This window comes from Serratia sp. CMO1 (assembly GCF_015689115.1).
GTDB classification, from domain to species: Bacteria; Pseudomonadota; Gammaproteobacteria; order Enterobacterales; family Enterobacteriaceae; genus Serratia; species Serratia marcescens.
In genome coordinates, this window is sequence record NZ_CP065032.1 from 3,387,166 (window position 1) to 3,413,314 (window position 26,149).

At 59.6% G+C, this 26,149-nt stretch carries 28 protein-coding genes; 6 read left to right on the forward strand and 22 right to left on the reverse strand.

Annotated elements, in window-relative coordinates; genetic code table 11:
• Positions 1-282 precede the first annotated feature (282 nt).
• A complete protein-coding gene (ackA, locus tag IT763_RS16140; protein WP_004936063.1) occupies positions 283-1,485 on the forward strand; it encodes an acetate kinase in 1,203 nt (400 codons plus the stop codon).
• A 74-nt stretch (positions 1,486-1,559) separates the two neighbouring features.
• Positions 1,560-3,716: a phosphate acetyltransferase gene (gene pta, locus IT763_RS16145; protein WP_028127748.1), complete on the forward strand. Its 2,157-nt coding sequence runs from the start codon at positions 1,560-1,562 to the stop codon at positions 3,714-3,716.
• A 73-nt stretch (positions 3,717-3,789) separates the two neighbouring features.
• On the opposite strand, the gene IT763_RS16150 is transcribed toward pta, so the two are convergent.
• The 7 genes from IT763_RS16150 to IT763_RS16180 all read right to left on the reverse strand — a co-directional run bounded on the left by IT763_RS16150 (position 3,790) and on the right by IT763_RS16180 (position 9,008).
• Positions 3,790-4,212: a putative T6SS immunity periplasmic lipoprotein gene (locus IT763_RS16150; protein WP_016926895.1), complete on the reverse strand. Its 423-nt coding sequence runs from the start codon at positions 4,210-4,212 to the stop codon at positions 3,790-3,792.
• Entirely contained in the window at positions 4,209-4,748 is a 540-nt protein-coding gene (locus IT763_RS16155) for a hypothetical protein (protein WP_197758913.1), read from the reverse strand. Before IT763_RS16155 ends, IT763_RS16150 begins: the two co-directional genes overlap by 4 nt.
• 222 nt (positions 4,749-4,970) lie before the next feature.
• Positions 4,971-5,930, reverse strand: coding sequence for a transketolase family protein (locus tag IT763_RS16160; protein WP_016926893.1), 960 nt, complete (start codon positions 5,928-5,930; stop codon positions 4,971-4,973).
• Positions 5,923-6,774 carry a transketolase gene (locus tag IT763_RS16165; RefSeq protein WP_206194840.1) on the reverse strand — a complete coding sequence of 284 codons (852 nt, stop codon included), beginning with the start codon at positions 6,772-6,774 and terminating at the stop codon, positions 5,923-5,925. The genes IT763_RS16160 and IT763_RS16165 overlap by 8 nt, the downstream gene beginning before the upstream one ends.
• Positions 6,775-6,787: 13 nt before the next feature.
• On the reverse strand, positions 6,788-8,167 hold the full coding sequence (locus tag IT763_RS16170; RefSeq protein WP_016926891.1) for a PTS ascorbate transporter subunit IIC: 1,380 nt from the start codon (positions 8,165-8,167) through the stop codon (positions 6,788-6,790).
• A gap of 23 nt (positions 8,168-8,190) precedes the next feature.
• Positions 8,191-8,472: a PTS sugar transporter subunit IIB gene (locus IT763_RS16175; RefSeq protein WP_206194841.1), complete on the reverse strand. Its 282-nt coding sequence runs from the start codon at positions 8,470-8,472 to the stop codon at positions 8,191-8,193.
• A 92-nt stretch (positions 8,473-8,564) separates the two neighbouring features.
• Positions 8,565-9,008, reverse strand: a complete 444-nt coding sequence (locus IT763_RS16180; RefSeq protein ID WP_016926889.1) for a PTS sugar transporter subunit IIA — start codon at positions 9,006-9,008, stop codon at positions 8,565-8,567.
• A gap of 310 nt (positions 9,009-9,318) precedes the next feature.
• Here IT763_RS16180 and IT763_RS16185 point away from each other — a divergent pair, with 310 nt between their 5' ends.
• Positions 9,319-10,338, forward strand: coding sequence for a LacI family DNA-binding transcriptional regulator (locus IT763_RS16185; protein ID WP_016926888.1), 1,020 nt, complete (start codon positions 9,319-9,321; stop codon positions 10,336-10,338).
• Positions 10,339-10,392: 54 nt separating this feature from the next.
• Here IT763_RS16185 and yfcD read toward each other — a convergent pair whose 3' ends face one another.
• Entirely contained in the window at positions 10,393-10,938 is a 546-nt protein-coding gene (gene yfcD / locus IT763_RS16190) for an NUDIX hydrolase YfcD (protein WP_004936086.1), read from the reverse strand.
• Positions 10,939-11,037: 99 nt separating this feature from the next.
• Complete coding sequence (gene yfcE / locus IT763_RS16195) at positions 11,038-11,589, reverse strand: phosphodiesterase (protein WP_016926887.1); 552 nt, start codon at positions 11,587-11,589, stop codon at positions 11,038-11,040.
• 233 nt (positions 11,590-11,822) lie between these two features.
• Between yfcE and yfcG the strand changes: the two genes are divergently transcribed.
• The 3 genes from yfcG (at position 11,823) to IT763_RS16210 (ending at position 13,866) form a co-directional block, all read left to right on the forward strand.
• Entirely contained in the window at positions 11,823-12,452 is a 630-nt protein-coding gene (gene yfcG, locus IT763_RS16200; RefSeq protein ID WP_016926886.1) for a GSH-dependent disulfide bond oxidoreductase, read from the forward strand.
• 111 nt (positions 12,453-12,563) lie between these two features.
• On the forward strand, positions 12,564-12,935 hold the full coding sequence (gene folX / locus IT763_RS16205; RefSeq protein ID WP_004936094.1) for a dihydroneopterin triphosphate 2'-epimerase: 372 nt from the start codon (positions 12,564-12,566) through the stop codon (positions 12,933-12,935).
• Positions 12,936-12,951: 16 nt separating this feature from the next.
• Positions 12,952-13,866, forward strand: coding sequence for a TIGR01777 family oxidoreductase (locus IT763_RS16210; protein ID WP_049300066.1), 915 nt, complete (start codon positions 12,952-12,954; stop codon positions 13,864-13,866).
• A gap of 7 nt (positions 13,867-13,873) precedes the next feature.
• On the opposite strand, the gene hisP is transcribed toward IT763_RS16210, so the two are convergent.
• The 13 genes from hisP to IT763_RS16275 form a co-directional block, all read right to left on the reverse strand.
• Positions 13,874-14,647 carry a histidine ABC transporter ATP-binding protein HisP gene (hisP, locus tag IT763_RS16215; RefSeq protein WP_004936098.1) on the reverse strand — a complete coding sequence of 258 codons (774 nt, stop codon included), beginning with the start codon at positions 14,645-14,647 and terminating at the stop codon, positions 13,874-13,876.
• Positions 14,648-14,667: 20 nt separating this feature from the next.
• Positions 14,668-15,372, reverse strand: coding sequence for an ABC transporter permease (locus IT763_RS16220; RefSeq protein WP_004936100.1), 705 nt, complete (start codon positions 15,370-15,372; stop codon positions 14,668-14,670).
• Complete coding sequence (locus IT763_RS16225) at positions 15,369-16,055, reverse strand: histidine ABC transporter permease HisQ (protein WP_016926884.1); 687 nt, start codon at positions 16,053-16,055, stop codon at positions 15,369-15,371. The genes IT763_RS16220 and IT763_RS16225 overlap by 4 nt, the downstream gene beginning before the upstream one ends.
• 82 nt (positions 16,056-16,137) lie before the next feature.
• Positions 16,138-16,920 carry a histidine ABC transporter substrate-binding protein HisJ gene (hisJ, locus tag IT763_RS16230; protein WP_004936109.1) on the reverse strand — a complete coding sequence of 261 codons (783 nt, stop codon included), beginning with the start codon at positions 16,918-16,920 and terminating at the stop codon, positions 16,138-16,140.
• Between the two features lie 303 nt (positions 16,921-17,223).
• Entirely contained in the window at positions 17,224-17,796 is a 573-nt protein-coding gene (locus IT763_RS16235; protein WP_016926883.1) for a UbiX family flavin prenyltransferase, read from the reverse strand.
• A gap of 133 nt (positions 17,797-17,929) precedes the next feature.
• A complete protein-coding gene (gene purF / locus IT763_RS16240; RefSeq protein WP_004936117.1) occupies positions 17,930-19,447 on the reverse strand; it encodes an amidophosphoribosyltransferase in 1,518 nt (505 codons plus the stop codon).
• Positions 19,448-19,468: 21 nt separating this feature from the next.
• A complete protein-coding gene (gene cvpA / locus IT763_RS16245) occupies positions 19,469-19,969 on the reverse strand; it encodes a colicin V production protein (protein WP_004936119.1) in 501 nt (166 codons plus the stop codon).
• Between the two features lie 234 nt (positions 19,970-20,203).
• Positions 20,204-20,956: a cell division protein DedD gene (gene dedD, locus IT763_RS16250; protein WP_206194842.1), complete on the reverse strand. Its 753-nt coding sequence runs from the start codon at positions 20,954-20,956 to the stop codon at positions 20,204-20,206.
• Positions 20,957-22,222, reverse strand: a complete 1,266-nt coding sequence (folC, locus tag IT763_RS16255; protein ID WP_110147216.1) for a bifunctional tetrahydrofolate synthase/dihydrofolate synthase — start codon at positions 22,220-22,222, stop codon at positions 20,957-20,959. It abuts the gene before it with no gap.
• Positions 22,223-22,412: 190 nt separating this feature from the next.
• Positions 22,413-23,321: an acetyl-CoA carboxylase, carboxyltransferase subunit beta gene (accD, locus tag IT763_RS16260; RefSeq protein WP_028127750.1), complete on the reverse strand. Its 909-nt coding sequence runs from the start codon at positions 23,319-23,321 to the stop codon at positions 22,413-22,415.
• 232 nt (positions 23,322-23,553) lie between these two features.
• Positions 23,554-24,216 (reverse strand): DedA family protein, encoded by a 663-nt coding sequence (locus IT763_RS16265; RefSeq protein WP_004936130.1) that lies wholly within the window; start codon positions 24,214-24,216, stop codon positions 23,554-23,556.
• Positions 24,217-24,294: 78 nt separating this feature from the next.
• The gene (truA, locus tag IT763_RS16270) at positions 24,295-25,116 is read right to left on the reverse strand and encodes a tRNA pseudouridine(38-40) synthase TruA (protein ID WP_004936132.1); all 822 of its coding nucleotides are present in this window, start codon (positions 25,114-25,116) and stop codon (positions 24,295-24,297) included.
• A complete protein-coding gene (locus IT763_RS16275; RefSeq protein ID WP_004936134.1) occupies positions 25,116-26,126 on the reverse strand; it encodes an aspartate-semialdehyde dehydrogenase in 1,011 nt (336 codons plus the stop codon). The genes truA and IT763_RS16275 overlap by 1 nt, the downstream gene beginning before the upstream one ends.
• Between the last annotated feature and the right edge of the window lie 23 nt (positions 26,127-26,149).

Here is a 26,149-nt window from a genome sequence, read left to right on the forward strand (position 1 = left end):
TTATTTTGTGTTTGCACCGGGCTATCGGTATCCTAAGCCGGCCTTGTGGCCGGTAGAAGATGACGTAAATTTTGTCAACTTTTAGCCCTATAAAAATCAAGATTATTTAAACCGCAGAGAAATCATCGGTTTTTCCATCATCCTGTGATTTGTGCACTTCACATGATGTTAATCATAAATGTCATCGGCACTATGCGCTACGCTTGTTGTCTGATTGACGATTAATTCACCACGTGTGTTCGATTTTCTTTTAACAACACGACTATTTAAGTAGGTACTTCCATGTCGAGTAAGCTAGTACTGGTTCTTAACTGCGGCAGTTCTTCTCTGAAATTCGCCATCATCGATGCCGTTAACGGCGACGAATTCCTCTCCGGTTTGGCCGAGTGTTTCCACCTGCCTGAAGCTCGCATCAAGTGGAAAATGGACGGCGCCAAACACGAAGCTGCCTTGGGGGCCGGCGCTGCACACAGCGAAGCGCTGAACTTCATTGTTAATACTATTCTGGCACAAAAACCAGAGCTTTCCGCGCAGCTGACCGCTATCGGCCACCGCATCGTGCACGGCGGCGAGAAGTTCACCGCCTCCGCCGTGATCAACGACGAAGTTCTGCAGGGTATCAAAGATTCCGTGCCGTTTGCACCACTGCACAACCCAGCTCACCTGATCGGCATCGCGGAAGCGCTGAAATCCTTCCCTCACCTGGCTGACAAGAACGTTGCCGTGTTCGACACCGCGTTCCACCAGACCATGCCGGAAGAATCTTACCTGTACGCCCTGCCGTACAGCCTGTACCGCGACCATGGCGTTCGCCGCTACGGCGCACACGGCACCAGCCACTTCTACGTGACTCAGGAAGCCGCGAAGATGCTGAACAAGCCGGTGGAAGAAGTGAACGTGATCACTTGCCACCTGGGCAACGGCGGTTCCGTCACCGCAGTGCGCAACGGCCAGTGCGTTGACACCTCCATGGGTCTGACCCCGCTGGAAGGCCTGGTAATGGGCACCCGCAGCGGTGACATCGATCCGGCTATCATCTTCCACCTGCACGATTCTCTGGGCATGAGCGTTGACCAGATCAACAAGATGCTGACCAAAGAATCCGGCCTGCTGGGCCTGACCGAAGTCACCAGCGACTGCCGCTACGTTGAAGACAACTACGACAGCAAAGCCGACGCCAAACGCGCCATGGACGTGTTCTGCCACCGTCTGGCCAAATACGTCGGCGCCTACAGCGCGCTGATGGAAGGCCGTCTGGACGCGGTGATCTTCACCGGCGGCATCGGCGAGAACGCCGGCATGGTGCGTGAGCTGACCCTGAACAAACTGGGCCTGCTGGGCTTCGAAATCGACCACGACCGCAACATGGCCGCTCGCTTCGGCAAATCCGGCGCCATCACCAAAGACGGCAGCCGCCTGGCGCTGGTGATCCCGACCAACGAAGAGTTGGTCATCGCGCAGGACGCATCCCGCCTGACCGCGTAATGCTCTCAAAACACCGTCAGCCCAGGCTGACGGTGTTGTTTTAGCCTCATGTTAATCGTGAAGAGGACTATTCTGTGTCACGTACTATTATGTTGATCCCCACCGGCACCAGCGTCGGCCTGACCAGCGTCAGCCTGGGTGTCATCCGCTCCATGGAGCAAAAAGGCGTTCGTCTGAGCGTGTTCAAGCCTATCGCTCAACCGCGCACCGGCGACAACGCGCTCGACCAGACCACCACCATCATCCGCAGCAACTCCACCATCCCGGCGGCCGAACCGCTGCGCATGGATTACGTTGAAGGCCTACTGAGCTCCAACCAGCAAGACGTACTGATGGAAGAGATCGTGGCGCGCTACCACGAGAACACCAAAGACGCGGAAGTGGTGCTGATCGAAGGCCTGGTGCCGACCCGCAAACACCAGTTCGCCAACGCGCTGAACTACGAGATCGCCAAAACCCTGAACGCCGAGATCGTCTTCGTACTGGCGCTGGGCAACGACTCCCCGGCGCAGCTGAAAGAGCGCATCGAACTGGCGCGCACCAGCTTCGGCGGCAGCAAGAACAAAAACATCACCGGCGTTATCATCAACAAGCTGAACGCGCCGGTCGACGATCAGGGCCGCACCCGTCCTGACCTGTCCGAAATCTTCGACGACTCCACCAAGGCCAGCATCGCCCACGTCGATCCTGCGCAGCTGTTCGCCAACAGCCCGCTGCCGGTTCTGGGCTGCGTGCCGTGGAGTTTCGATCTGATCGCCACCCGCGCCATCGACATGGCTCGCCACCTGAAGGCCCGCGTGGTCAACGAAGGCGACATCATGACCCGCCGCGTGAAGTCCGTGACCTTCTGTGCGCGCAGCATCCCGCACATGCTGGAACACTTCCGCCCAGGTTCCCTGCTGGTGACCTCCGCAGACCGTCCTGACGTGCTGGTCTCCGCCTGCCTGGCGGCGATGAACGGCGTGGAAATCGGCGCCATCCTGCTGACCGGCGGCTACGCCATCGATGAGCCGATCAAGAAGCTGTGCGAACGCGCCTTCCAGACCGGCCTGCCGGTGTTCATGGTCGACACCAACACCTGGCAGACCTCGCTGAGCCTGCAGAGCTTCAACCTCGAAGTGCCGGCGGACGACCACCAGCGCATCGAGAAAGTGCAGAACTACGTGGCCAGCCACATCAGCACCGAGTGGATCGATTCGCTGACCGCCACCTCCGAACGTTCACGTCGCCTGTCTCCACCGGCGTTCCGTTACGAGCTGACCGAGCTGGCGCGTAAAGCCGGCAAGCGCATCGTGCTGCCGGAAGGCGACGAGCCGCGCACCGTGAAAGCGGCGGCCATCTGCGCCGAACGCGGCATCGCGGAATGCGTGCTGCTCGGCAACCCGGACGAGATCCAGCGCGTCGCGGCGGCGCAAGGCGTTGAGCTGGGCAAAGGCATCGAAATCGTCGATCCGGTCGCCGTGCGTGAAAACTACGTGCCGCGTCTGGTTGAGCTGCGCAAGAGCAAGGGCATGACCGAAGTGGTCGCGCGCGAGCAGCTGGAAGACAACGTGGTGCTCGGCACCCTGATGCTGGAACAGGGCGAAGTCGACGGTCTGGTCTCCGGCGCGGTTCACACCACCGCCAACACCATTCGTCCGCCGTTGCAGCTGATCAAAACCGCGCCGGGCAGCTCGCTGGTGTCCTCCGTGTTCTTCATGCTGTTGCCTGACCAGGTACTGGTCTACGGCGACTGCGCGATCAACCCGGATCCGACCGCCGAGCAGCTGTCTGAAATCGCCATCCAGTCTGCGGATTCCGCCGCGGCCTTCGGCATCGAGCCGCGCGTGGCGATGATCTCCTACTCCACCGGCAACTCCGGTGCGGGCAGCGACGTCGAGAAAGTGCGCGAAGCGACCCGTCTGGCGCAGGAAAAACGCCCGGATCTGATCATCGACGGCCCGCTGCAGTACGACGCCGCCATCATGGCCGACGTTGCCAAGTCCAAGGCGCCGAACTCGCCGGTGGCCGGCCAGGCGACCGTGTTCATCTTCCCGGATCTGAACACCGGCAATACCACCTACAAAGCGGTACAGCGCTCCGCTGACCTGGTCTCCATCGGCCCGATGCTGCAAGGCATGCGCAAGCCGGTGAACGACCTGTCGCGCGGCGCACTGGTTGACGATATCGTCTACACCGTCGCGCTGACGGCGATCCAGTCTTCCCAGGCTGACGCTGCCGCCAAGGCGTAATTCATCGCCAAACGAAACAAGGGCCGGCATTGCCGGCCCTTGTTATTTCATTCATCCCTTCTCTGACTTTTTATTACTCCGCGCTGGCAATAACCTGCGAAATCTGGCCGTCACTGATTTTCAGCGAGAAACTGCGCTGCCAGAAACGTTTCGAATCCGCATCCTGAGGATCCACGGTACTGATTGCTACGGTGTATGGCATATTGCTCTCAAATGCTTTGAACGAGTATGGGATACACCGGCCGGGCGTGATCGTCTCAGCGGGCTTTGGCGGTAGAATGGTCCTGCGCCAGAGTTCATGCGTTTGGCTACCCAACCGTTGTTCAATAGCGATACTGACCAGACTGACCCTGCCACTCTGTGTTTGGTAGGTCTGCGGCAAAGAGAAACAGAGATCATTTCCCCGTAGCGTAATATCCGCAGTGTAAAAACGTTGCTTTTCAAGCATACAACCACTGAGCAACATCATCATGATGAGGGTATAGATTCTTCTCATTTCAGGTTTTTCCTGTCGGTAGGAGCATTAAGAAATCTTTTCAAAACATGCTCATAACGGCTTTTCAAATCTGGACCTATAATACCCTGCATCAGCTTCACCTCAAACCACCGTTCTTTTCCATAACGAGAAAGGATGAAGTAATCTGCAAGAAGGCTGGCTTGCGCCTCCATACCATAATCAGCTAATGAGTAGTAATCGGGCAGCGAGTATTTATAAGTTACCGCCCAGCTCATTATTCCCCGTAGCCGGACGTTCATCCCCATCTGATACTGCCATACGTGGGCCATTTCATGCATGAACCACCATAGATAGCGCGTTGTTTCTGTGGAAAAATCTTCCCAGAAGTGTTTTTCAGGCCAATAAAGTTCACCATTAGGCGTAACGGCCGTTTCCTCATTCTGCAAACCAAACGGGAAATAGCTCGCGTTATGCACTTTAACAAGACTGTAGTCGATGGCATTTTTATAGAGAGAGCGGGATAGCGTGATCTCGCCTAGCGTCAGCCTTCTGAATGAGCCTCTTGCTGTTATCATTATTCACTCCATGAATATAATTTATTGTATTTATTGATTTATTTTTATTATCTATTTTTATCCAAGCATTGACCACCTATTATTCACCGAAAACAAAAAGCCCCCTAAGGGGCTTATCCGTTAATAATACGTGAGTCATGACTCAAAATTCCGGGGGAAGGTATATGCTTTATCCAGAGCACCGAGCCTCATTCGTTACAGCAGTTGTTATTGACTCAAGAACTACTTTTGCAGCAACTGCCCGGCAGCCTCCAGAATATGTTCGGCGGTCAGGCCATACTCCTGCTGTAAAAACGCCTGGGTGCCCACCTGGCCGTAACGCTCCTTCACTCCCACGCGCCGCATCGGCGTCGGGCACTCTTCCGCCAGCACCTCCGCCACCGCCGATCCCAGCCCGTTATGAATGCTGTGGTTCTCACAGGTGACGATGCGTCCGGTCTTGGCCGCGTAGGTTTTGATCAGTTCACGGTCGATAGGCTTGAGGGTGAACATATCGATCACCGCCGCGCTGACGCCCTGCCGCGCCAGCATCTCCGCCGCTTTCAACGCCTCCGCCACCATGATGCCGTTGGCGATCAGCGTGACGTCATCGCCATCGCGCAGCAGGTTGCCCTTGCCGATGGTAAAGCGCGAGCCTTCCTGGTAGATGCGCGTCGCCTGCTTGCGAATGGTGCGCACCCAGTAGAAGCCGCGCAGATCCATCAGTTGGCGCAGAATGTCGGCGAACATGGTGGCGTCGGTCACTTCCAGCACCACCGAATGCGCCAGCCCGCGCACAATGCCCATGTCCTCGAACGACATGTGGGTGCCGCCGTTGTGGCAGGCGCTTACCCCGGCGTCGGAAGCGATCACCTTGACGTTGTTGCGCTGGTAATCCAGCGACATGAACAGCTGATCGAAACAGCGGCGGCTGGCGAAGGCGGTGAAGGTATGCACGAACGGCACCCGGCCGGTAAGCGACAGCCCGGCGGCGACGCCGATCACGTTGGCCTCCATGATGCCGCAGTTGATCACGTGCTGCGGGTGATCCTTGTGCACGCCGTCCATCGCCATCGAGCTCATCAAATCCGCCTCCAGCGCGATGATCGGCGCGCCCGCCTCAATCTGCCGCCGCACCGCGCCGGCGTAGACTTTGCGCATTTCGACGGCGTCGTTTTCCAACTGCGTCACTACGTTAAACATGGGCGGCCTCCAGTTCGGCGATGGCTTTTTCGATCTCCAACTGCACGTCCGGCGTCAGGCGCAGGTGGTGTGAGTTCGACAGGTTTTCCAGATAGGTCACGCCCTGTCCCTTGATGCTGTCGAGCACGATCGCCAGCGGCCGCTGTTCGCCGCCGCGCGCCGGCGCTACCGCCGCCAGCAGCGCCGCGATGTCGTCGCCCTTGATGGTTTGCACCTCAAAGCCGAAGGCGCGGAACTTGGCGGCCAGATCGAACGGTTGGATCACCTCGTCCAGCGCGCCGTCCAGCTGTTGCTTGTTGTAATCGATAAACAGCGTCAGGTTGTTCAGGTTGTGGTGGGCGATAAACTGGAACGCCTCCCAGCACTGCCCTTCATTCAGCTCTCCGTCGCCGAGGATGCTGAACACCCGATTGCGCCGCCCCGCCAGCCGATGGGATAACGCCATGCCGGCGGCGATCGACACGCCCTGCCCCAGTGAGCCGGTGGTGGCGTCCACGCCGCGCGTGCGCAGCCGGTCCGGGTGGCTCGGCAGGCGCGTGCCGTTCTGATTGAGGGTCTTCAGTTCCGCCAGCGGGAAGTAGCCCTTGATCGCCAGCGTGCTGTACAGCGCCGGGCCGGCGTGCCCTTTCGACAGCACGAAGTCATCGCGCTCCTGCCAGTCCGGGTCCGCCGGATCGATGCGCATCACGCCGCCGTACAGCACCGCCAGCGTCTCCACCACCGACATGCAGCCGCCGTAGTGGCCGAAGCCCAGCCCGGTCAGCGCTTTCAGCGTTTCCAGACGGATCGCGCGCGCCAGAGTGCGCAGCTCTTCAATTTCCGTTTCGCTCGTTGTGTCGTTCATCAGTCTGCCCTCGTTATTTCTCGACGCGGTCAGCGGCCGGCGCGCCTTTGCGTTTTCTCAAGAAGTTATGCGCCACCAGCAGCGCGAACACGGCGACGATCGCCAGCATGATCATCTCCTTCGACATAAAGCGCGCCATATTGCCCAGCAGGATGCCGATCACGCCGAAATCGGCGTCGGAGAAGGTGGTGTTGGCAAAGCCAAGCGCCCCCAGCACCGGCAACAGCAGCACCGGCAGGAAGGTGATCAGCAGTCCGTTGGCGAAGGCGCCCAGCATCGCGCCGCGCCGCCCGCCGGTCGCGTTGCCAAACACCCCGGCGGTAGCGCCGGTGAAGAAATGCGGCACCACGCCGGGCAGGATCAGCACCATCTTCAGTTGCCCCAGCAGGAACAGCCCGGCCAACCCGCCAAGGAAGCTGAACAGGAAGCCGATCAGCACCGCGTTGGGGGCATAGGGATAAACCACCGGGCAATCCAGCGCCGGCCGCGCGTTAGGCACCAGTTTTTCCGAGAAGCCGGTGAACGCCGGCACGATCTCCGCCAGAATCAAGCGCACGCCCTGCAGAATGATGAACACCCCGGCGGCGAAGGTGATGGCCTGGATAATCGAATACACCAGGTAGTTCTGGCCGCCACTGAGCTCGCTTTCCACATAGGCCCGCCCGGCGCAGATCGCCAGGATCAGGTAGATGACGATCATGGTCATCGAGATCGAAATGGAACTGTCACGCAGGAAGCTGAGGTTTTTCGGCAGGTTCATCTCCTCGGTCGAGCGCGAGTTCTTACCCACCTTCGAGCCGATCCAGCCGGACAGCACATAGCCCAGGGTGCCGAAGTGGCCGAAAGCGATATCGTCGTTGCCGGTGATGCGGCGCATATAGCGCTGGGCGATCGCCGGGAAGAACGCCATCACCAGCCCCAGGGTCAACGCGCCGGTAAACACCAGTTGAACGCCCTCGAAGCCCGCCACCGTCAGGATGATGCCGATCATGCAGGCCATGTAGAAGGTGTGGTGGCCGGTGAGGAAGATGTATTTCAGCCGGGTGAAGCGCGCCACCACGATGTTCGCCACCATGCCGAACGCCATGATCAAGGCGGTGGAAGCGCCGTATTTCTCCAGCGCGATAGAGACGATCGCTTCGTTGTTCGGAATGATGCCCTGAATATTAAATGCGTGTTCGAACATGCCGCCCAACGGATTGAGCGACCCGACCAATACCGTGGCGCCGCCGCCCAAAACGATAAAGCCGAGAATGGTTTTTACCGTGCCTTTCACCACGTCGGAAAAGGATTTCTTTTGCGCCAGCAAACCGATCAGCGCAATAAGCCCGACCAGCACCGAAGGCACCTTTAATATATCCACCACAAACTTAAGCGTTTCCTGGATAAACATATCCACCTCGCCAATCGTTTTATTCAGAGGATTGAGTGGGCTTCGAAGTAAGCGCGCAGCTTGGCTTCCAGCTCATTGATGTCGATGATGTTGCTGATCACCACCAGCTGCTCGGCCGGCACGCTGGCGCTGTCGGCAATGTCTTTCGCCATCACGAACACGTCGGCTGCGCCGGGGGTGGCCGACGACAGATCGGAGTGTTCGACCTCGGCCTCCACGTCCATTTTTTTCAGCACCTTTTTAATATTCATTTCCACCATAAAACTGCTGCCGAGACCAGAACCGCAAATCGCCATGATTTTCATGATATCCACCTGTTGAATTTAGCGTGTAGGGTAGCGCCGCCGGTCATATTCCCGGCGTTGTTAGCATTAATCGTGCTCCTGGTGATTAAACGTTAATAGCGGGCGATAATATCCTCGATTTGTCGTTTATCTTTGGCGTGAAATAACGCCTCCATTGCCTGATTGTCTGAAAATAATTCAGCCAGTTGCGAAATCAATTCGATGTGGCTGTTGCCGTCAGGCGCGGAAAGCGTCACCACCACCTGAACCGGATCGTTATCCGCGGAATGAAAGTTCACCCCCTGATGGATCTTCAACAGCGATAACCCCAGCGCGTTGGCGCCCTCCTCGGGCCGGGCGTGTGGCATGGCGATGCCCGGCGCCAGGACGAAGTAAGGGCCGAGCTTCTCCTGCTGATGAAAGATGGCCGTCAGATAATTCGGCGTAATCACGCCGTCTTGCAGCAGCGGCTGCGCGCTCAGCGTTACCGCCTGGCGCCAGTCCTCCACCCGTTCGCACAGCTGTATATGATCGGCGGTCAGCCACTCTTTCAGCACGTTATCCTCCCGAGAATCGATGATTGCGGCCGGTGATTAATTCACCGACGACGGTAAAACTTTAATCAACCCCTCCCGGCCACACAGTGATGGATATCACAAAGATAGCGCTACCAAAGCGCTATCATGCAGATCTGTGATAGCGCTATCAAAACGCCGCGCCGCGGCATGACGTTAACCACAATTTTTTCTCGCTCTTTCGGGTAACGGGGTAGAATGTGCCACATACGGGGATCGTCGAAGCCGCGCCGTCGGCTTCCCACCCTCACCATTTTTATGCGCCGCGCGCGCATTTCAGTCGGGATTTGGCATGTCGATCGGTAAAAAACGACGCAGCACGGGCAGGGTGACGTTGGCTGACGTAGCGCAGCTGGCGGGCGTCGGCACCATGACGGTGTCGCGCGCGCTGCGCACGCCGGAGCAGGTTTCAGACAAACTGCGCGAGAAGATTGAAGCCGCGGTGAGCGAGTTGGGGTATCTGCCCAACCTGGCCGCCAGTTCGCTGGCGTCGGCCTCCTCCTACACCATCGCCATGGTGGTGCCCAGCCTGTCCGAATCCGGCTGCGCCGAGATGTTCGCCGGTCTGCAGAAAGTGCTGCAGCCCGCCGGCTATCACATCATGCTGGCGGAGTCGCAGCACCACCTGGAACGCGAGGAGAGACTGCTGGAGACCCTGCTCTCTTACAACCTGGCGGCGGCGGTGCTGCTCAGCGTCGAGCATTCGCAAAATGCCCGCAACGCGTTGATCGCCGCCAACATTCCGGTGGTGGAGATCGGCGCCGTGCGCGCCGATCCGATCGACATGAGCATCGGCATCGATTACGTGGCGGCCATGTATCAGCTGACGCAAACGGTGATCGCCGGCGGCTATCAGAATATCGGGCTGCTGTGCGCCAATCAGGAACAGTGGATTTTCCAGCAGCACCTGCAGGGTTGGCACAAGGCGCTTCTGCGCAACCATATGTCGCCGCATCGGGTGATCAACGCCGCGCAGCCCGCCAGCTTCAGCACCGGCGCGCAGCAGCTGCCGGAATTTTTGCTGGCCTGGCCGGAGCTGGACGCGCTGGTGTGCGCCTCGGACGAACTGGCCGGTGGCGCGCTGTATGAATGCCAGCGGCGGCGCATCAAGGTGCCGGACAATCTGGCGGTGGTGGGGTTCGGCAACAGCGAGTTCAGCCGGGTGTGCCAGCCGCCGCTGACCACCATGACCATTCCGCATCGCGACATCGGCATTCAGGCCGGCCAGGCGCTGCTGGCGCGGCTGAACGAGCAACCCTGGCAACCGGCGGGCTCCCTGCCCGCCACGCTGTGCCGCCGCGACAGTTGCTGAATCCACAGCATAAAAAAAGCCGGTCGATGACCGGCTTTCTCACGCGTTGGCGTCTCAGTGGTTGTCGAGCGGCTTACCGTAATCCTGTTCGTTGTTGCGCGTCAGCCACAGCGACAGCGCCTTCAGCGAATCCGGGGTAAACTCGTCGCAGCGCGCGGTGATCTCTTCCGGCGTCAGCCAGCACACTTCAGCCACTTCTTCTTCCTGCAGCGCGAACGGGCCGTGCGATACGCAGCTGAACAGCGCCCCCCACACCCGGCACTGCTCTTCTTCGAAGTAGAACAGACCGTGTTCGGCGAAAGGCACGCCGGCGATGCCCAGCTCTTCTTCCGCCTCGCGGCGCGCCGAATCCAGTACGTTTTCACCGCTTTGCACTACGCCACCCGCCGTCGCGTCCAGCCAGCCCGGGTAGAAGTCCTTGATCTCGGTGCGACGCTGCACCAGAATTTTTCCCATCCCATCATGCACCACAATATAGGTAGCACGATGACGCAGCCGCTCCGCCCGCATCTGTTGACGACTGGATTGCGCAATCACCTCGTTTTGCTCGTCGACGATATCAACCCATTCGGTATCTGCAGCCTGACCCTGTTCCGCCATCCTCTAAAACCTTCTATTTTGGCGCGATGCATCCCGCGCGCTGGTTAATCAATGAGTGTTTTTCAAAGATTTTTATTGTGTGTGTATAAATTAGTGCGTTTAGCGTGTTAACGCCACCTCCGCGACGACCTTGCCGTCGTCGAGCGCCAGCACGCGCAAAGTGCCCCGATCCAACATGCCGTAGCTGGCCGGAAAGCCCCCTTTCGGGATGCTGACCGAGCCTGGATTGAAGCAATAGATCTCACCCTGCCGCTCCGCCTGCGGCAGATGCGTATGGCCGTAGGCCAGGACGTCACCGCGGGATAACGGCGGCAGTGCCGAGGGATGATAAAGGTGACCGTGGGTCAAAAACAATCGTCTTTTTTGCAGTAAAACCTGTTGCCAGGGCGCCTCGATGGGAAACGTCAGCAGCATCTGATCGACCTCGCTGTCGCAATTGCCGCGAACGGCGATGATCTTGTCGCTATAGCGATTCAATCGTTCGGCAACCTGAGCGGGCTGATACCCGGCGGGCAGCGCGTTGCGCGGGCCGTGATTCAGCAAATCACCCAGAAGAATCAGCCAGTCGGCGCCGTGTTGTGCGAACAATTCCAGCACGCGTTCGGTAGCCGGCAGCGATCCGTGGATATCCGAGGCGAACATCAGCTTCATAACCTTGTCCTATAGAGGGAAATAAGCGCCATTTTACCGCGCCGGCGCCGTGCGGCAAACCGCCGACCGCCCCGGTGGAGAATTGTGATCCAACTGCGCAGATAGCATCGGACGAATCCCACATAGCCTGCTATCCTTAGCTGCTATTGTTGGATCTCTGATATACCTTTGTGCGCGGCGAAGACCGCAGCAACGTGTAATGAATTACAGATCACCTTACCGCAGGAGGCAACATGATTGACCTGTATTACGCGCCTACTCCCAATGGTCACAAGATCACCTTGTTTCTGGAAGAGGTCGGCTTGCCCTACCGTATCCATCGCGTAAACATCAGCGCCGGCGAGCAGTTCAAACCGGACTTTCTGAGCATTTCTCCCAACAACAAAATCCCGGCGATCGTCGATCAGCAACCGGTGGACGGCGGCGCGCCAATCAGCCTGTTCGAGTCCGGGGAAATCCTGCTGTATCTGGCGGAGAAGACCGGCAAGCTGCTGAGCAAGGGCCTGCGCGAACGCGCCGCCACCCTGCAGTGGCTGTTCTGGCAGGTGGCCGGGTTCGGGCCGATGCTCGGGCAGAATCATCACTTTAATCACTACGCGCCGCAGCCGGTGCCTTACGCCATCGAGCGTTACCATCTGGAGACCAAGCGGCTGTACGGCGTGCTGGAAGCTGAACTGCAAAAACACCCGTACCTGGGCGGCGACAACTACAGCATCGCCGATATCGCCACCTACCCGTGGGTGGTGTCGCATCCGCGCCAGCGCATCGATCTGGCAGATTACCCGGCGGTGCGCAACTGGTTCGAGCGCATCAGCAACCGCCCGGCGACCGAGCGCGCCTACAAACTGGCCGAACAAGCCTAAGCGCCTCCCCCGACTCCCCGTCGGCCGGGGAGTCACATCGTCCTCACGTTATCATTTCCTTACTTTCCGTGTATTCTGAACGCTAATAATCAGACCTATGGAGAATCTCTGATGTCTTTCAGTCAACCCGACGCCGTTATTCGCATTAAAAATCTGCGGCTGCGCACGTTCATCGGTATCAAGGAAGAGGAAATCAACAACCGACAGGACGTTCTGATCAACGTGGTGATCCACTACCCGGCGGATAAGGCGCGCAACAGCGAAGACATCGCCGACGCGCTCAACTACCGCACCATCACCAAAGCGATCATCCGCCATGTGGAAGATAACCGTTTCGCATTGCTGGAAAAATTAACGCAGGATGTGCTCGACATCGTAAAAGAACACGCCTGGGTAACCTATGCTGAAGTGGAGATAGATAAACTTCTGGCTCTGCGCTACGCCGATTCGGTCTCCATGACCATGAGCTACCGCCGGGGCTAACTCAGGGAGGTCGACCATGCGGATCCTGATCACCGGCGCAACGGGATTGATAGGCAGCAGCCTGACGGCAAGACTGCTGGCGCTTTCTCACCACATTACGGTACTGACCCGCGACGAGCGGCGCGCCCGAGCCAGGCTGGGCGACCGGCCGAGCTATTGGCAAACGCTGGACGACCGGCAGTCGCTGGATGACTTCGACGCAGTGATCAACCTCGCCGGCGAACCTATCGCCGACAAGCGCTGGAGCGCGCAGCAGAAAGAGCGCCTGTGCCGCAGCCGCTGGGATCTGACCGAACGGTTGGCGCAGCTGATCAAGGCCGGCAGCACGCCCCCCGGCGTGCTGATTTCCGGTTCCGCCGTCGGCTACTACGGCGATCAGGGGCAGGCGGTGGTCACCGAAGAGGAGCCGCCGCACGACGAATTCACCCACCAGCTGTGCCAACGCTGGGAAGCGCTGGCGCTGCAGGCGCAGAGCGACGCCACCCGCGTCTGCCTGCTGCGCACCGGCGTGGTGCTGGCGCCACAAGGCGGCGCGCTGGCCAAAATGCTGCCGCCGTTCCGCTTCGGGCTGGGCGGCCCGATCGGCGACGGCCGCCAATATCTGCCGTGGATCCATCTCGACGACATGGTCAACGGCATTATTTATCTGCTGGATCACGCCACGCTGACCGGCCCGTTCAACATGGTCGCCCCCTACCCGGTGCATAACGAACAGTTCGTCGCCCAACTGGCCAACGTGCTCGATCGCCCGGCGTTTCTGCGGGTGCCGGCGTTCGTCATGCGCTTGTTGATGGGGGAAGCGGCGGTGCTGGTGCTCGGCGGCCAGCGGGCGGTGCCGAAACGGCTGGAAGAAGCCGGCTTCCACTTCCGCTATCTGGAGTTGGAACAGGCGTTGGATGACGTGATCAATCAGCGGGCCGAAGCCCGCTGATCTGACGTTACTTCAACGCGCCGGACAGGAACTGCTGCAGGCGCGGGCTTTTGGGGTTGCCGAACAGCTCGGCCGGCGGCCCCTGTTCTTCAATCAACCCTTTGTGCAGGAAGATCACGTGGTTGGAAACGTGGCGCGCAAACTCCATTTCGTGCGTCACCACCACCATGGTCTTCCCCTCCTCCGCCAGCTTCTGCATGATGCGCAGCACCTCGCCCACCAGTTCGGGATCCAGTGCCGACGTCGGTTCGTCAAACAGCAGCACCTCCGGCTCCATCGCCAATGCGCGGGCGATAGAGACGCGCTGCTGCTGGCCGCCCGACAGGTGCACCGGGTATTTGCCGCGCGCCCGCTCGTCGATGCCCACTTTGTCCAGGTAGCGCACCGCGCGCTCGTGCGCGTCGGCCTTGCTCAGCCCCAGCACCTGCACCGGCGCTTCCATCACGTTCTCCAGCACCGTCATGTGGCTCCACAGGTTAAAGTGCTGAAATACCATGGTCAGGCGGGTGCGCAACAGCTGCAGCTGCTTCTTGTCGAATACCTTCAGTTGGCCGTCCTTGTCGCGCACCATGCGAATATCTTCGTTGTTCAGACTGATCGAACCTTCGCTCGGCTTCTCAAGGAAGTTGATGCAGCGCAGAAAGGTGCTTTTGCCGGAGCCGGAGGAGCCGATGATGCTGATCACATCCCCGGCGTTGGCCGCCAGCGAGACGCCCTTCAGCACTTCGTGGTCGCCATAGCGTTTGTGCAGTTCCGTGACGGCTAATTTATTCTCAGACATGGTTTTCTTCCCGTCATTTATCAGTGACTAACGTGTGCCATCCAGCGTTTCTCAGCTTTGCGGAACAGGCTGATTAACACGTAGGAGATGATCAGATACAGCACCGCCGCAATGCCGAAGGCGTAAAACGGCTGATAGGTCGCGGCGTTGATGTCGCGCGCGATCTTCAACAGATCCGGCACGGTGGCGGTAAACGCCAGCGCGGTGGAGTGCAGCATCAGGATCACTTCGTTGCTGTAAGCCGGCAGCGCGGTGCGCAGCGCCGAAGGCAAAATGATGCAGCGATACATCTTGAAACGCGAGAAACCGTAGGCGTTGGCGGCCTCGATTTCACCGTGCGGCACCGAGCGGATCGCCCCGGCGAAGATCTCGGTGGTATAAGCGCAGGTGTTGAGCGTCAGCGCCAGGATGGTGCAGTTGAGCCCGCTGCGGAAAAACGCATTGAGAAACTCGCTGCCGCGCACGATCTCGAGGCTATACATGCCGGAGTAGAACACCAGCAGTTGCACGTACAGCGGCGTACCGCGAAACACATAGGTGTAGAGCCACACCGGGAAACGCACCCAGCGAAGGGAAGAAACGCGCGCCACCGCCATCGGGATCGCCAGCAGCCCGCCCATCACCACCGAGGCAATCAGCAGCCACAGCGTGATCGCCACGCCGGTGAAGCGGTAGCCGTCACTCCACAGCAGCGACTGCCAATACTGTTGCAGGATCTCGATCATAGTTCGGCCCTCTTGACGCCCAGTGAGTAACGCCGTTCAAGCCACAGCAGCACGCCGTTGGAAACGGTAGTGAAGATCAGATACACCACGCCGGCCACGATGGCGAAGAAGAACGGCTGATAGGTGCCTTTTCCCGCCAGCTGCGTGGCTTTGACCACATCGTTCAGGCCGAGAATCGACACCAGCGCCGTCGCCTTCAGGATCACCTGCCAGTTATTGCCGATGCCCGGCAGGGCGAAACGCATCATCGCCGGGAACAGAATGCGCCGGAAGATCTGCGCGCCGCTGAAGCCATAGGCCGTCGCCGCTTCGATCTGCCCTTTCGGCACCGCCAGATAAGCGCCGCGGAAGGTCTCGGTAAAATAAGCGCCGTAGATAAAGCCGAGGGTAATGATGCCGGCGCCGAGCGGATCGATATCGATCTGCGCGAAGCCCAGCAGCGTAGTGATATTGTTCAGCGCGATTTGCAGACCGTAAAAAATCAGCAGCATCAGCACCAGATCGGGCACGCCGCGGATCAGCGTGGTATAGGCGCCGAACAGGCCGGAGATAAAGGGGTTATGAGACAGTTTGCCACCGGCGCCGATCAGGCCGATCACCACCGCCAGCAACACGGAACTGAGGGCCAGCTCCAGCGTCACCAGAGCCCCCTCGAAAATCAGTTGGGAATAGCCTTGCAGCATCTACTTCACCCTGTGGTCTAGGATCCGAACCATCGGGGCCGGCACGCCGGCCCCGCAGTCACAGCATGGAACGGTAAGCGGATTACCCGCCGTAGACGTCAAAGTCGAAGTACTTTTTCGCGTATTTGTCGTAGGTGCCGTCTTTGCGCATCTCGGCGAAGGCTTTGTCCAGCGCCGCTTTCAGCTCGGTATCGGTCTTGCGCAGCCCCATGCCGGTGCCGACGCCGAAGAACTTGTCATCCTTCACCGATTCGCCGGCGAACGCATAGTCTTTGCCCGGCGGCTGTTTCAGGAAGCCGTCGCTGCCCGCCACTTCATCCTGGAAGGCGGCGTCGATACGGCCGGAAGCCAAATCGGCGTAAACCAGATCCTGGTTCTGGTAAGGCACGACGGTGATGCCCTTCGGCTGCCACATGGCGTTGGCGTAGGCTTCCTGGGTGGTGCCCTGCAACACGCCCACACTCTTGCCTTTCAGGGCGTCCACGGTAGGCAACAGCTTGGATCCTTTCGGCGCGATCAGACGCGCGTTGGCGGCATACAGCTTGTCGGTAAAGGCGATTTCCTGCTGGCGTTTTTCGGTGATGGACAGCGAAGAGATGATGGCGTCGATTTTCTTCGCCTTGAGGGATGGGATCAGCGCGTCGAAGTCGCTCTCCACGAAGGTGCATTGGGTATTGATGCGTTTGCACAGCTCTTTGGCCAAATCGATGTCAAAGCCAACCAATTCGCCTTTGGCGTTTTTGGACTCAAACGGTGCGTAAGTCGGATCGGTGCCAATCTTCAGCGTGGAAGGAATGGCGGCAAAGGCGCTGCTGGCGGCGCTCAAAGCCAGAACTAACGGCAAAATCAAAACCCGCTTTTTCATAAATTACCCTCAAATTGATTTTTTGATGCCACTACGGGCATTACTTTTCCCCACCAAATCAATTTGCAGTAATCGTGCCACATTAGGTGCTACGGGCGGAGGGAACGGCTCCGGCCTTCACAATACTGTTTCCTGGGACGATAACCGCAAAATTAAATCGGCCGCTCGGGGCCGCGCCACTGGCAGCCGCGATAAGGCGGCGCCATGAAACAGTGAACGTGATGAAGTGGGATCATTATGGTGCATACGCCGCCCTAATTCAGTGCGGTGTTGCACAAATGTGCCAATTTGGGGATGAAAATGTTAATCAGCACCCTGCCAGCGGGTGAACAGATCGGCCGGCAGTTCGATATCAAACTGATCGATCACCCGATTGACGGTCTGATCGATGATGTCTTCCACGCTTTTCGGCTGGTGGTAAAACGCCGGCACCGGCGGCATGATCGCCGCGCCCATCTCCGCCGCCTGCGTCATCAACCGCAGGTGTCCCAGATGCAGCGGCGTTTCCCGCACGCACAGCACCAAACGGCGGCGCTCTTTGAGCACCACGTCGGCGGCGCGGGTCAGCAGCCCGTCGCTGTAGCTGTTGACGATGCCGGACAGGGTTTTGATCGAGCATGGCAGGATCGCCATGCCCAGGGTTTTGAAGGAACCGGAAGAGATGGCGGCGGCGATATCGCGCGCATCGTGCACCACGTCGGCCAACGCCTGCACTTCACGCAGGCTGTACGGCGTTTCCAGCGCCAGCGTCTGCCGTGCAGCGTTGCTCATCACCAGATGGGTTTCCACCTCTGCGACGTCGCGCAAAACCTGTAACAGGCGCACGCCGTAGATCGCGCCGCTGGCGCCGGAAATGCCGATGATGAGTCGTTTCATGGAAAATGGCCTCTGCCGTAAAAAGTAAGATCAGGCAGACTTTGCCGCAATGGCGAGGGATAAGCAAGTTCACAGGAGCAAGGCGCACCGCCGCAGACGCGGCGATGCCCCCCCGAGTAATCAACGCGGCCGGTTAGCCTTCGTTGTGCAGTTCCAGATTTTCCGCTTCGGTTTGCCCTCGCAGCGCCTTGGCGTCGTCGCTGCGCAGCGACTCCAGATATTCCAGATAGCTTTGATCGACGTCTTTGGTCACGTAGATGCCGTTGAACACCGAGCATTCGAACTGGGTGATGTCCGGGTTCTCTTCGCGCACCGCTTCGATCAGATCGTCCAGGTCCTGGAAGATCAGCCCGTCGGCGCCGATAATCTGGCGGATTTCATCCACTTCACGCCCGTGGGCGATCAGTTCGTTGGCGCTCGGCATGTCGATGCCGTAGACATTCGGGAAACGCACTTCCGGCGCGGCGGAAGCCAGGTACACACGCTTGGCGCCCGCTTCGCGCGCCATCTCGACGATCTGTTCCGACGTGGTGCCGCGCACGATGGAGTCATCCACCAGCAGCACGTTCTTGTCGCGGAACTCGGCGCGGTTGGCGTTCAGCTTGCGGCGCACCGACTGACGACGCGCCTGCTGGCCCGGCATGATAAAGGTGCGGCCGACGTAGCGGTTCTTCACAAAGCCCTGGCGGTAGGGTTTCTCGAGAATGCGCGCGATCTCCAGCGCGATGTCGCAGGAGGTTTCCGGGATCGGGATCACCACGTCGATGTCCAGATCTTCCCATTCGCGGGCAATCTTCTCACCCAGCTTCTGGCCCATGCGCACGCGGGCGCTGTAGACCGAGATCTTGTCCATAAAGGAGTCCGGGCGCGCGAAATAGACGTATTCGAACAGGCACGGGTTGGTTTTCGGGTTCTCTGCGCACTGGCGGGTGAACAGCTGGCCCTTGGTGGTGATATACACCGCTTCGCCCGGCGCCACGTCGCGCAGGAACTCAAAGCCCAGGGTATCCAGCGCCACGCTCTCTGAAGCCACCATGTACTCGCTGCGGCCATCCTCCAGCGTGCGTTTGCCGATCACCAGCGGACGAATACCGTTCGGATCGCGGAACGCCAGCAGGCCATGGCCGATGATCATCGCCACGCAGGCGTAAGCGCCGCGCAGTTGCTGATGCATGGCGGCGACCGCGGTAAAAATGTTGTCGGCCTCCAGCGGATAATGCGGGAAGCGATCCAGCTCGCTGGCCAGCACGTTCAGCAGGATTTCCGAGTCGGAGGTGGTGTTGACATGGCGGCGGCCGCTTTCGAACAGCTTTTGGCGCAGCTCATGGGCGTTGGTCAGATTGCCGTTGTGGGCCAGCGTAATGCCGAACGGCGAGTTGACGTAGAAAGGCTGGGCCTCAGAGGCGCTCGAGCTGCCGGCCGTCGGGTAACGCACATGGCCAATGCCCATGTTGCCCTGCAAGCGTTGCATATGGCGCGCCTCAAACACATCTTTCACCAGGCCGTTGGCTTTACGCAAACGGAACCCGTTGTGGGCGTCAATGGTGACGATGCCTGCGGCATCCTGGCCACGGTGCTGAAGCACCGTCAGCGCATCATAAATCGACTGGTTTACCGGCATGAAACCGGCGATACCGACAATACCGCACATGTTGTCTTTTCCTCATCAGCGCTACCGCCCCGGCAATTGGGTCGGCAAGAAACTCGACGTGCTCTGCAGGTAGTCAAAGAACCACCTGATGACGTAACTGAACTGGGGAATGAGCTGTGACTGTTTCCAGTCGGCACTCTGTGAAAAGCCGGTAAAGGTATCCAGGAAGAACAGGATCGCTGCGACGATCAATACTCCGCGCAGCGCGCCGAAGCAGATGCCCAACACCCGGTCGGTGCCCGACAACCCGGTTTTCTCTACCAGTGAGCTAATCACATAGTTAACAATAGCCCCTACGATCAAGGTCGCGATGAACAAAATCGCGATCGCGATGCCGTTTCGCACCAGTTCATCTTCAAAACGAGTGAAATAGACCGCAAGGTAAGAGTAGAAATGGCTGGCAACAAAAAACGCACATCCCCATGTCACAAGTGACAATGCTTCGCGAACAAACCCTCGGATCAGGCTCACCAGAGCCGAAAATCCAATCACCGCTATAATGACGTAATCAATCCAGACCATGAACTATTCCAATGATGAATCGCCCCTGCATCCAATTCGCGGCGAATTCTAACAGAAAAAGAAAACGTTTGCGTAGGGGATTTCCTACCACGTTACAAATAAAAAGCGGCGATCAAAAAATTCCCAATCGCCGCGCCTACATAGGTGATTTCGCCTGTAAAAGGCGCGGTTTTTCTCGCTTTATCTCCACCACTCCTTAATTCAGGGGCGCATCGTGCTGCGCCCCTGCGGGGTTTAACGGCCGTACGGCTTCACCTGCCCGCTCAGCCCGCTGATCGAGTTCAGCGACGGCAGCGCCGCCTGCAGCTTCTGCTTGGAAGCGTCCGGGCCGACGTAGATACGGGTGATCTGCCCCTGCACCGGCGTTGACGGCACGGTAAAGGCGCGATAGCCCGAGAGGCGCAGCGAGGCGACAATCTCGTTCGCCTTGGCGGCATTTTTCAACGCCCCGAGCTGCACGACGTAGGCTTGCCCGGCCGGCGCTTTTTCTTCCGCCGGTTTCGGCTGCGGCGTCGGTTCAGGTTTCGGCGTCGGCTCCGGCTTCGGTACCGGCTTCACTTCCACCGGTTTCGGTTGCGGCACCGGTTTCGGTTTCACTTCCACCGGTTTGGTTTCTACCGGTTTGGTTTCTACCGGTTTCGGCTTGGGCTGCGGCACCGGCTGAGGACGCGTCTCGACCGGTAGCGGCGCCACCTGCGCTGGCTGCTGAGCACCTTGCCGCACCGCCTGTTGCGCCGCCGCTTCGTTGGCCGCCTGCTGTTCGACCAGCGCGCCCGCCCCTTCCGGCGGCTGCGCCGGCAACGGTTGCGTCACCGGTGGCAGCACGTCGTTCTCTTCGACGTCGCCCGCCTTCGGCACCAACGGAATGGCCGCGAATTCATCCTCGTAATGCTTCTTTTTGCCGTCCAGCAACCCTGGCAGGATGATCACCCCCAGCGCCACCAGAATCACGGTTCCGACCAGTCGGTTCTGAAATTTACTCGCCACTCACACTCCCCGCATCTCGTCTAACGCCGCCATCACCTGCGCCACGGTGTGGAACGATCCACAGACGATCACAATATCCTGTTTATCAGCATCCTGCATAGCCTGCCGCCAGGCAGTTTCGACATCATTAAAGCGGCGCGGTTCCGTCAGATGCTGCGCCAGCTGTTCGACGCTGGCGCCGCGCGGCCCGTCGAGCGGCGCGCAGTACCATTCATCCACCTGCTCGCTGAGGCAGGCCAGCGTGCCGGCGATATCCTTGTCCGACAGCATGCCCACCACCGCGCGCACCTTGCCGCCGTTGCGCGGCAGTTGGGCCAGACGCCCGGCCAGATAGCCGGCGGCATGCGGGTTGTGCGCCACATCGAGGATCAGCGTCGGCTCCCGCCGCACGATCTGGAAACGCCCCGGCAACGTCGCCTGCTGCAGCCCGGTGAAAATCGCGCGTTCGTCGATTTCCAGCGGGCTGCAGTTGAGCGCCGCCAGCGCGGTAGCGGCGTTGGCCAGCGGTACGTTCGGCGTCGGCAGATCGGTCAGCAGCGTGTCGCCGCCCTGCCACTGCCAGCGATCGCCCTGCTCGCTGAAGCGCCAGGCTTCACCACGGCGAGACAGCGGCGCGCCCAGCGTTTCGGCAACCTGACGAATGCTGTCCGGCATATCGGGTTCACCGACCACCGCCGGTTTGCCGCTGCGGAAAATGCCGGCCTTTTCACGGCCGATGCTTTCGCGATCGTTGCCCAGCCAGTCGGTGTGATCGAGCGCAATGCTGGTGATCACCGCCACGCTCGGATCGACGATGTTAGTGGCGTCGAGACGCCCGCCCAGCCCCACTTCCAGGATCACCACGTCGAGTCGCGCCTGTTTGAACAGCTGCAGCGCCGACAGGGTGCCGAATTCGAAATAGGTCAGCGACGTTTCGCCGCGGCCGGCTTCAATGGCGGCGAACGAGCGGCTGTGCTCCGCTTCGCTCAGCTCTTCGCCCTGAATGCGCACGCGTTCGGTATAGCGCACCAGATGCGGTGAACTGTAGACGCCGACGCGCAGGCCGGCGGCCAGCAGAATAGCTTCAAGGGTGCGACAGGTGGTGCCTTTGCCGTTGGTGCCGGCAACGGTGAACACCGTGGGTGCGGGGGTCAGTAAATCCAGATGCGCCGCGACGCGCTGTACGCGCTCAAGGCCGAGTTCGATCGCCTGGCTGTGCAGACGTTCCAGATAGTAAAGCCACGAGCTCAATGGCGACGTGGCTTGGGGAATTTGGTGGTTTTGCATGAGTCCCATCACTGAACTTGGGTTCATTAATCCATCAGGGCACCACCCTCACCGCGGTAAAGGCGATGCGCTTCGTGACTGCCGCCAGCCTGCAAACCGCAGCGGAAAGGCTACGGCCGGCAGGGAGCGGGCATCAGCCGTCACTTAGCCACAAAGTGGCGGCTGAACCCGGGCGGGATCTGTCTTTGCCTCAGGCGTCGGCCTGCGGCTCCGGCTCAATGACCGGCGCGGCCTCATCGAAATGCGGCTGCGGCTGGTTGGTCAGCTTGGACAGAATGCTCGCCAACGTTTGGCGCATTTCCGGACGGCGAACGATCATGTCGATCGCGCCTTTTTCGATCAGGAACTCGCTGCGCTGGAAGCCTGGTGGCAGTTTCTCGCGCACGGTTTGCTCGATAACGCGCGGGCCGGCAAAACCGATCAGCGCTTTCGGCTCGGCGATATTGATGTCGCCCAGCATCGCCAGGCTGGCGGAGACACCGCCCATGGTCGGGTCGGTCAGCACGGAGATATACGGCAAGCCGCGCTCCTGCATTTTGGCCAACGCCGCGCTGGTTTTCGCCATCTGCATCAGCGACATCAGCGCTTCCTGCATGCGCGCGCCGCCGCTGGCGGAGAAGCACACCAGCGGACAGTTGTCCTCCAGCGCCTGCTCAACCGCACGCACGAAACGCGCGCCGACCACGGAAGACATCGAGCCGCCGATGAAGGCGAATTCGAAGGACGCGGCGACGATCGGCATGCCGTACAGCGTGCCCTTCATCACCACCAGCGCGTCTTTCTCGCCAGTCGCTTTCTGTGCAGCGACCAGACGATCTTTATAGCGCTTGGAATCCTTGAATTTCAGAACGTCCTTCGGCTCCAGATCGCTGCCCAGCTCCACTTCGCTGCCTTCGTCCAGCAGGGTATGCAGACGCGCGCGCGCGCTCATACGCATGTGGTGGTCGCACTTCGGGCACACTTCCAGATTCCGCTCCAGCTCGGCGCGGTAGAGAACCTGGCCGCAGCTGTCGCATTTAGTCCAGACCCCTTCAGGAATGCTCGCCTTACGGGTTTGTGTGATATTGCTCTTGTTAAGAATTCGTTCAATCCAGCTCATCGATGACCTTTCTGTTTGAACCTGGCACACGCCAGTCCGCTGTTCATGCTTTAACAATCCCCCCGAAAACACCCCAATGAAAAAATGCCCGTTCGCGGCGCGGCAAGCGCGGCGACTGAGGCATCGGCTTCAGGGTTGTTCGCAGGAACAGACCATAATGTCGCTCATTAAACCATATCGGCCCGACGCTGTGGACAAAAAACTGGTCGAACCGACAGGTTAAGCGATGTTTTTACTGTTTTTGCTGGCGGGCGGCCGCGCGCTTGTGGCGCCAAATTTCAATCACGCCCGGCAGAATCGAAACGATGATGATCCCGACGATCAACAGCTTCAGGTTCTCCTGCACCACCGGCAGATCGCCGAACAGATAGCCAGCATAAGTGAAGAGCAGCACCCAAACCAGTGCGCCAATCACGTTGTAGGCGGCGAAGTGGCGATAGGACATATGCCCCATGCCCGCGACGAACGGCGCAAAAGTACGCACGATCGGCACGAATCGCGCCAGAATAATCGTTTTCCCACCGTGCTTCTCATAGAACTGATGCGTCTTGTCCAGGTAGCTGCGGCGGAAGATTTTCGAATTCGGGTTGCTGAACAGCTTCTCGCCGAACAACCGCCCGATAGTGTAGTTCACCGCATCGCCGATGATCGCCGCCACGGCCATCAACGCCACCATGGTATGCACGTTCAGATCGTTGGTCGGCAACGCCGCCAGCGCGCCGGCGACGAACAGCAAAGAATCCCCCGGCAGGAACGGCGTCACCACCAGACCGGTTTCGCAAAACAGGATCAGGAACAGAATAGCGTAGACCCACATGCCGTATTGTGCGACCAGTTCGGCCAAGTGCACATCAATATGCAGAATAAAATCAATAATAAACTTGATGATGTCCATAAATGCTCTCATTGATGCCGGGCGTTTCAATCACCCGGCAGAAGCACAAGGGAGCAACGCTTTCAGGCGTGCCGGCGTTTAATCGTCGGGCAAAAACAGCGGCCCCATCGGCGGCCGCGGTAGACCAAAGTGGTCAGGGTAATCCACGGCAACCAGATACAGCCCCTCGGCTCGCGCCGTCGCCGCCGCCAGATTGCGATCCTTCAGCGCCAGCAACTCGGCCATCCAGTTCTCACCCTGATTGCCGCAGCCGATCTCCATCAGGCTGCCGACGATGTTGCGAACCATATGATGCACAAAGGCATTCGCCTTGATATCTACCACAATATATTCGCCGTAGCGCGTAACCTTAACGTGTTTTACGCAACGCCACGGGGTGCGCGACTGACATTGCACCGCGCGGAACGACGTGAAGTCGTTCTCGCCCAGCAGCGCCTGCGCCGCCCGGTGCATGCGATCGGCGTCCAGCGGGTGATAAAAATGCGTCACCCCCTGCTGCAGCACCGCCGGTCGGTAGCGATGGTTGAAAATGATATAGCGGTAGCGGCGCGCGGTGGCGCTGAAACGCGCGTGAAAATCGTCGGCGACGGGGCTCACCCAACGCACCGCGATGTCCGGCGGCAAATGGGTATTCACCCCCATCGTCCAGGCGGCGTCCTTGCGGCGCGCAGTGGTTTCGAAATGCACCACCTGCCCGGTGGCGTGCACCCCGGCGTCGGTGCGCCCGGCGCACAGCACGGTAATCGGCGCATCCGCCACCTTGCTCAACGCCTGCTCCAGGCGTTCCTGCACGCTGGCCACTTCTTGCTGCCGCTGCCAGCCGTAGTACCGGCTGCCGTCATATTCGATGCCCAGCGCTACCTTCAGCGTCGGCTGAGCGGGCGAGACCACCTCAGACATCAGTACATCTGCTCCTGCACCAGACGCTCGGCGGTTTCGATAGCCATCAACGCGCCGCCGAAGCGCACATTGTCCGCTACCGTCCAGAACTGCAGCAGCTCGGGGATGCCGTAATCGTTACGCAGGCAACCGATGCTGAGCGCATCGCTGCCGGAAGCGTCGGTGACCTGGGTCGGGTAATCGTCCTCTTCGCTCAGCTGAATGTCTTCGACCTCTTCGAGCTCGCTGCGCGCCTCTTCGGCGGACAGCGGGCGCAGCGCTTCCAGGTGCACCACCTGCGCGTGGCCGTAAAACACCGGCGACTGAACGCAGCTCACCGAAATCGGCAGCCCTTCATCCTGCAGCACCTTGCGCACCTGATCGACGATCAGGCGCTCTTCGCGCACGCTGCCCTGCTCGTCGGCGACAAGCGGCAGCAGGTTGAACGCCAGCTGTTTACCGAAGACGCCTTCCTCGGCCGGAATGCCGTTCAGCAGGCGCGCGCTCTGGCCGGCCAAGTCGTCCACCGCCACCTTGCCGCGCGACGATACCGACATCAGCGTGGTGACGTGCAGACGCGACAGCCCCGCCTGTTCGGTCAGCGGTTTGATCGCCGTCAGCAGTTGGCTGACCATGCTGTCGGCCACCGCCACGATATTGCGGTTACGGTAATCCGCCAGCACCTGCGGGTTCACGCCCGGCACCACCAGCGGCACATCCGGCTCCATGGCGAACAGGCCGCTGGTGTCGATCACCAGGCAGCCCATGTTGCCGGCTTCTTCGGCATAGCGCGCGGAAGCGTCGCTGCCGGCGACGAAGAAGGCCAGCTGCGCCTGCGACCAGTCGAACTCTTCGGCGTTTTGCACCAGAAGAGACTTGCCGTTGAAGCGCACATTGGCGCCCGCGCTGCGTTCGCTTGCCAGAGGATAGAGTTCACCCACCGGGAACTGGCGTTCCTGCAACAATTCCAGCAACGCTTCACCTACCGCGCCAGTGGCGCCGAGCAGCGCGATATTCCAGCCGTCAGACATCGGGTTTTCTCCAGAGTATTTCA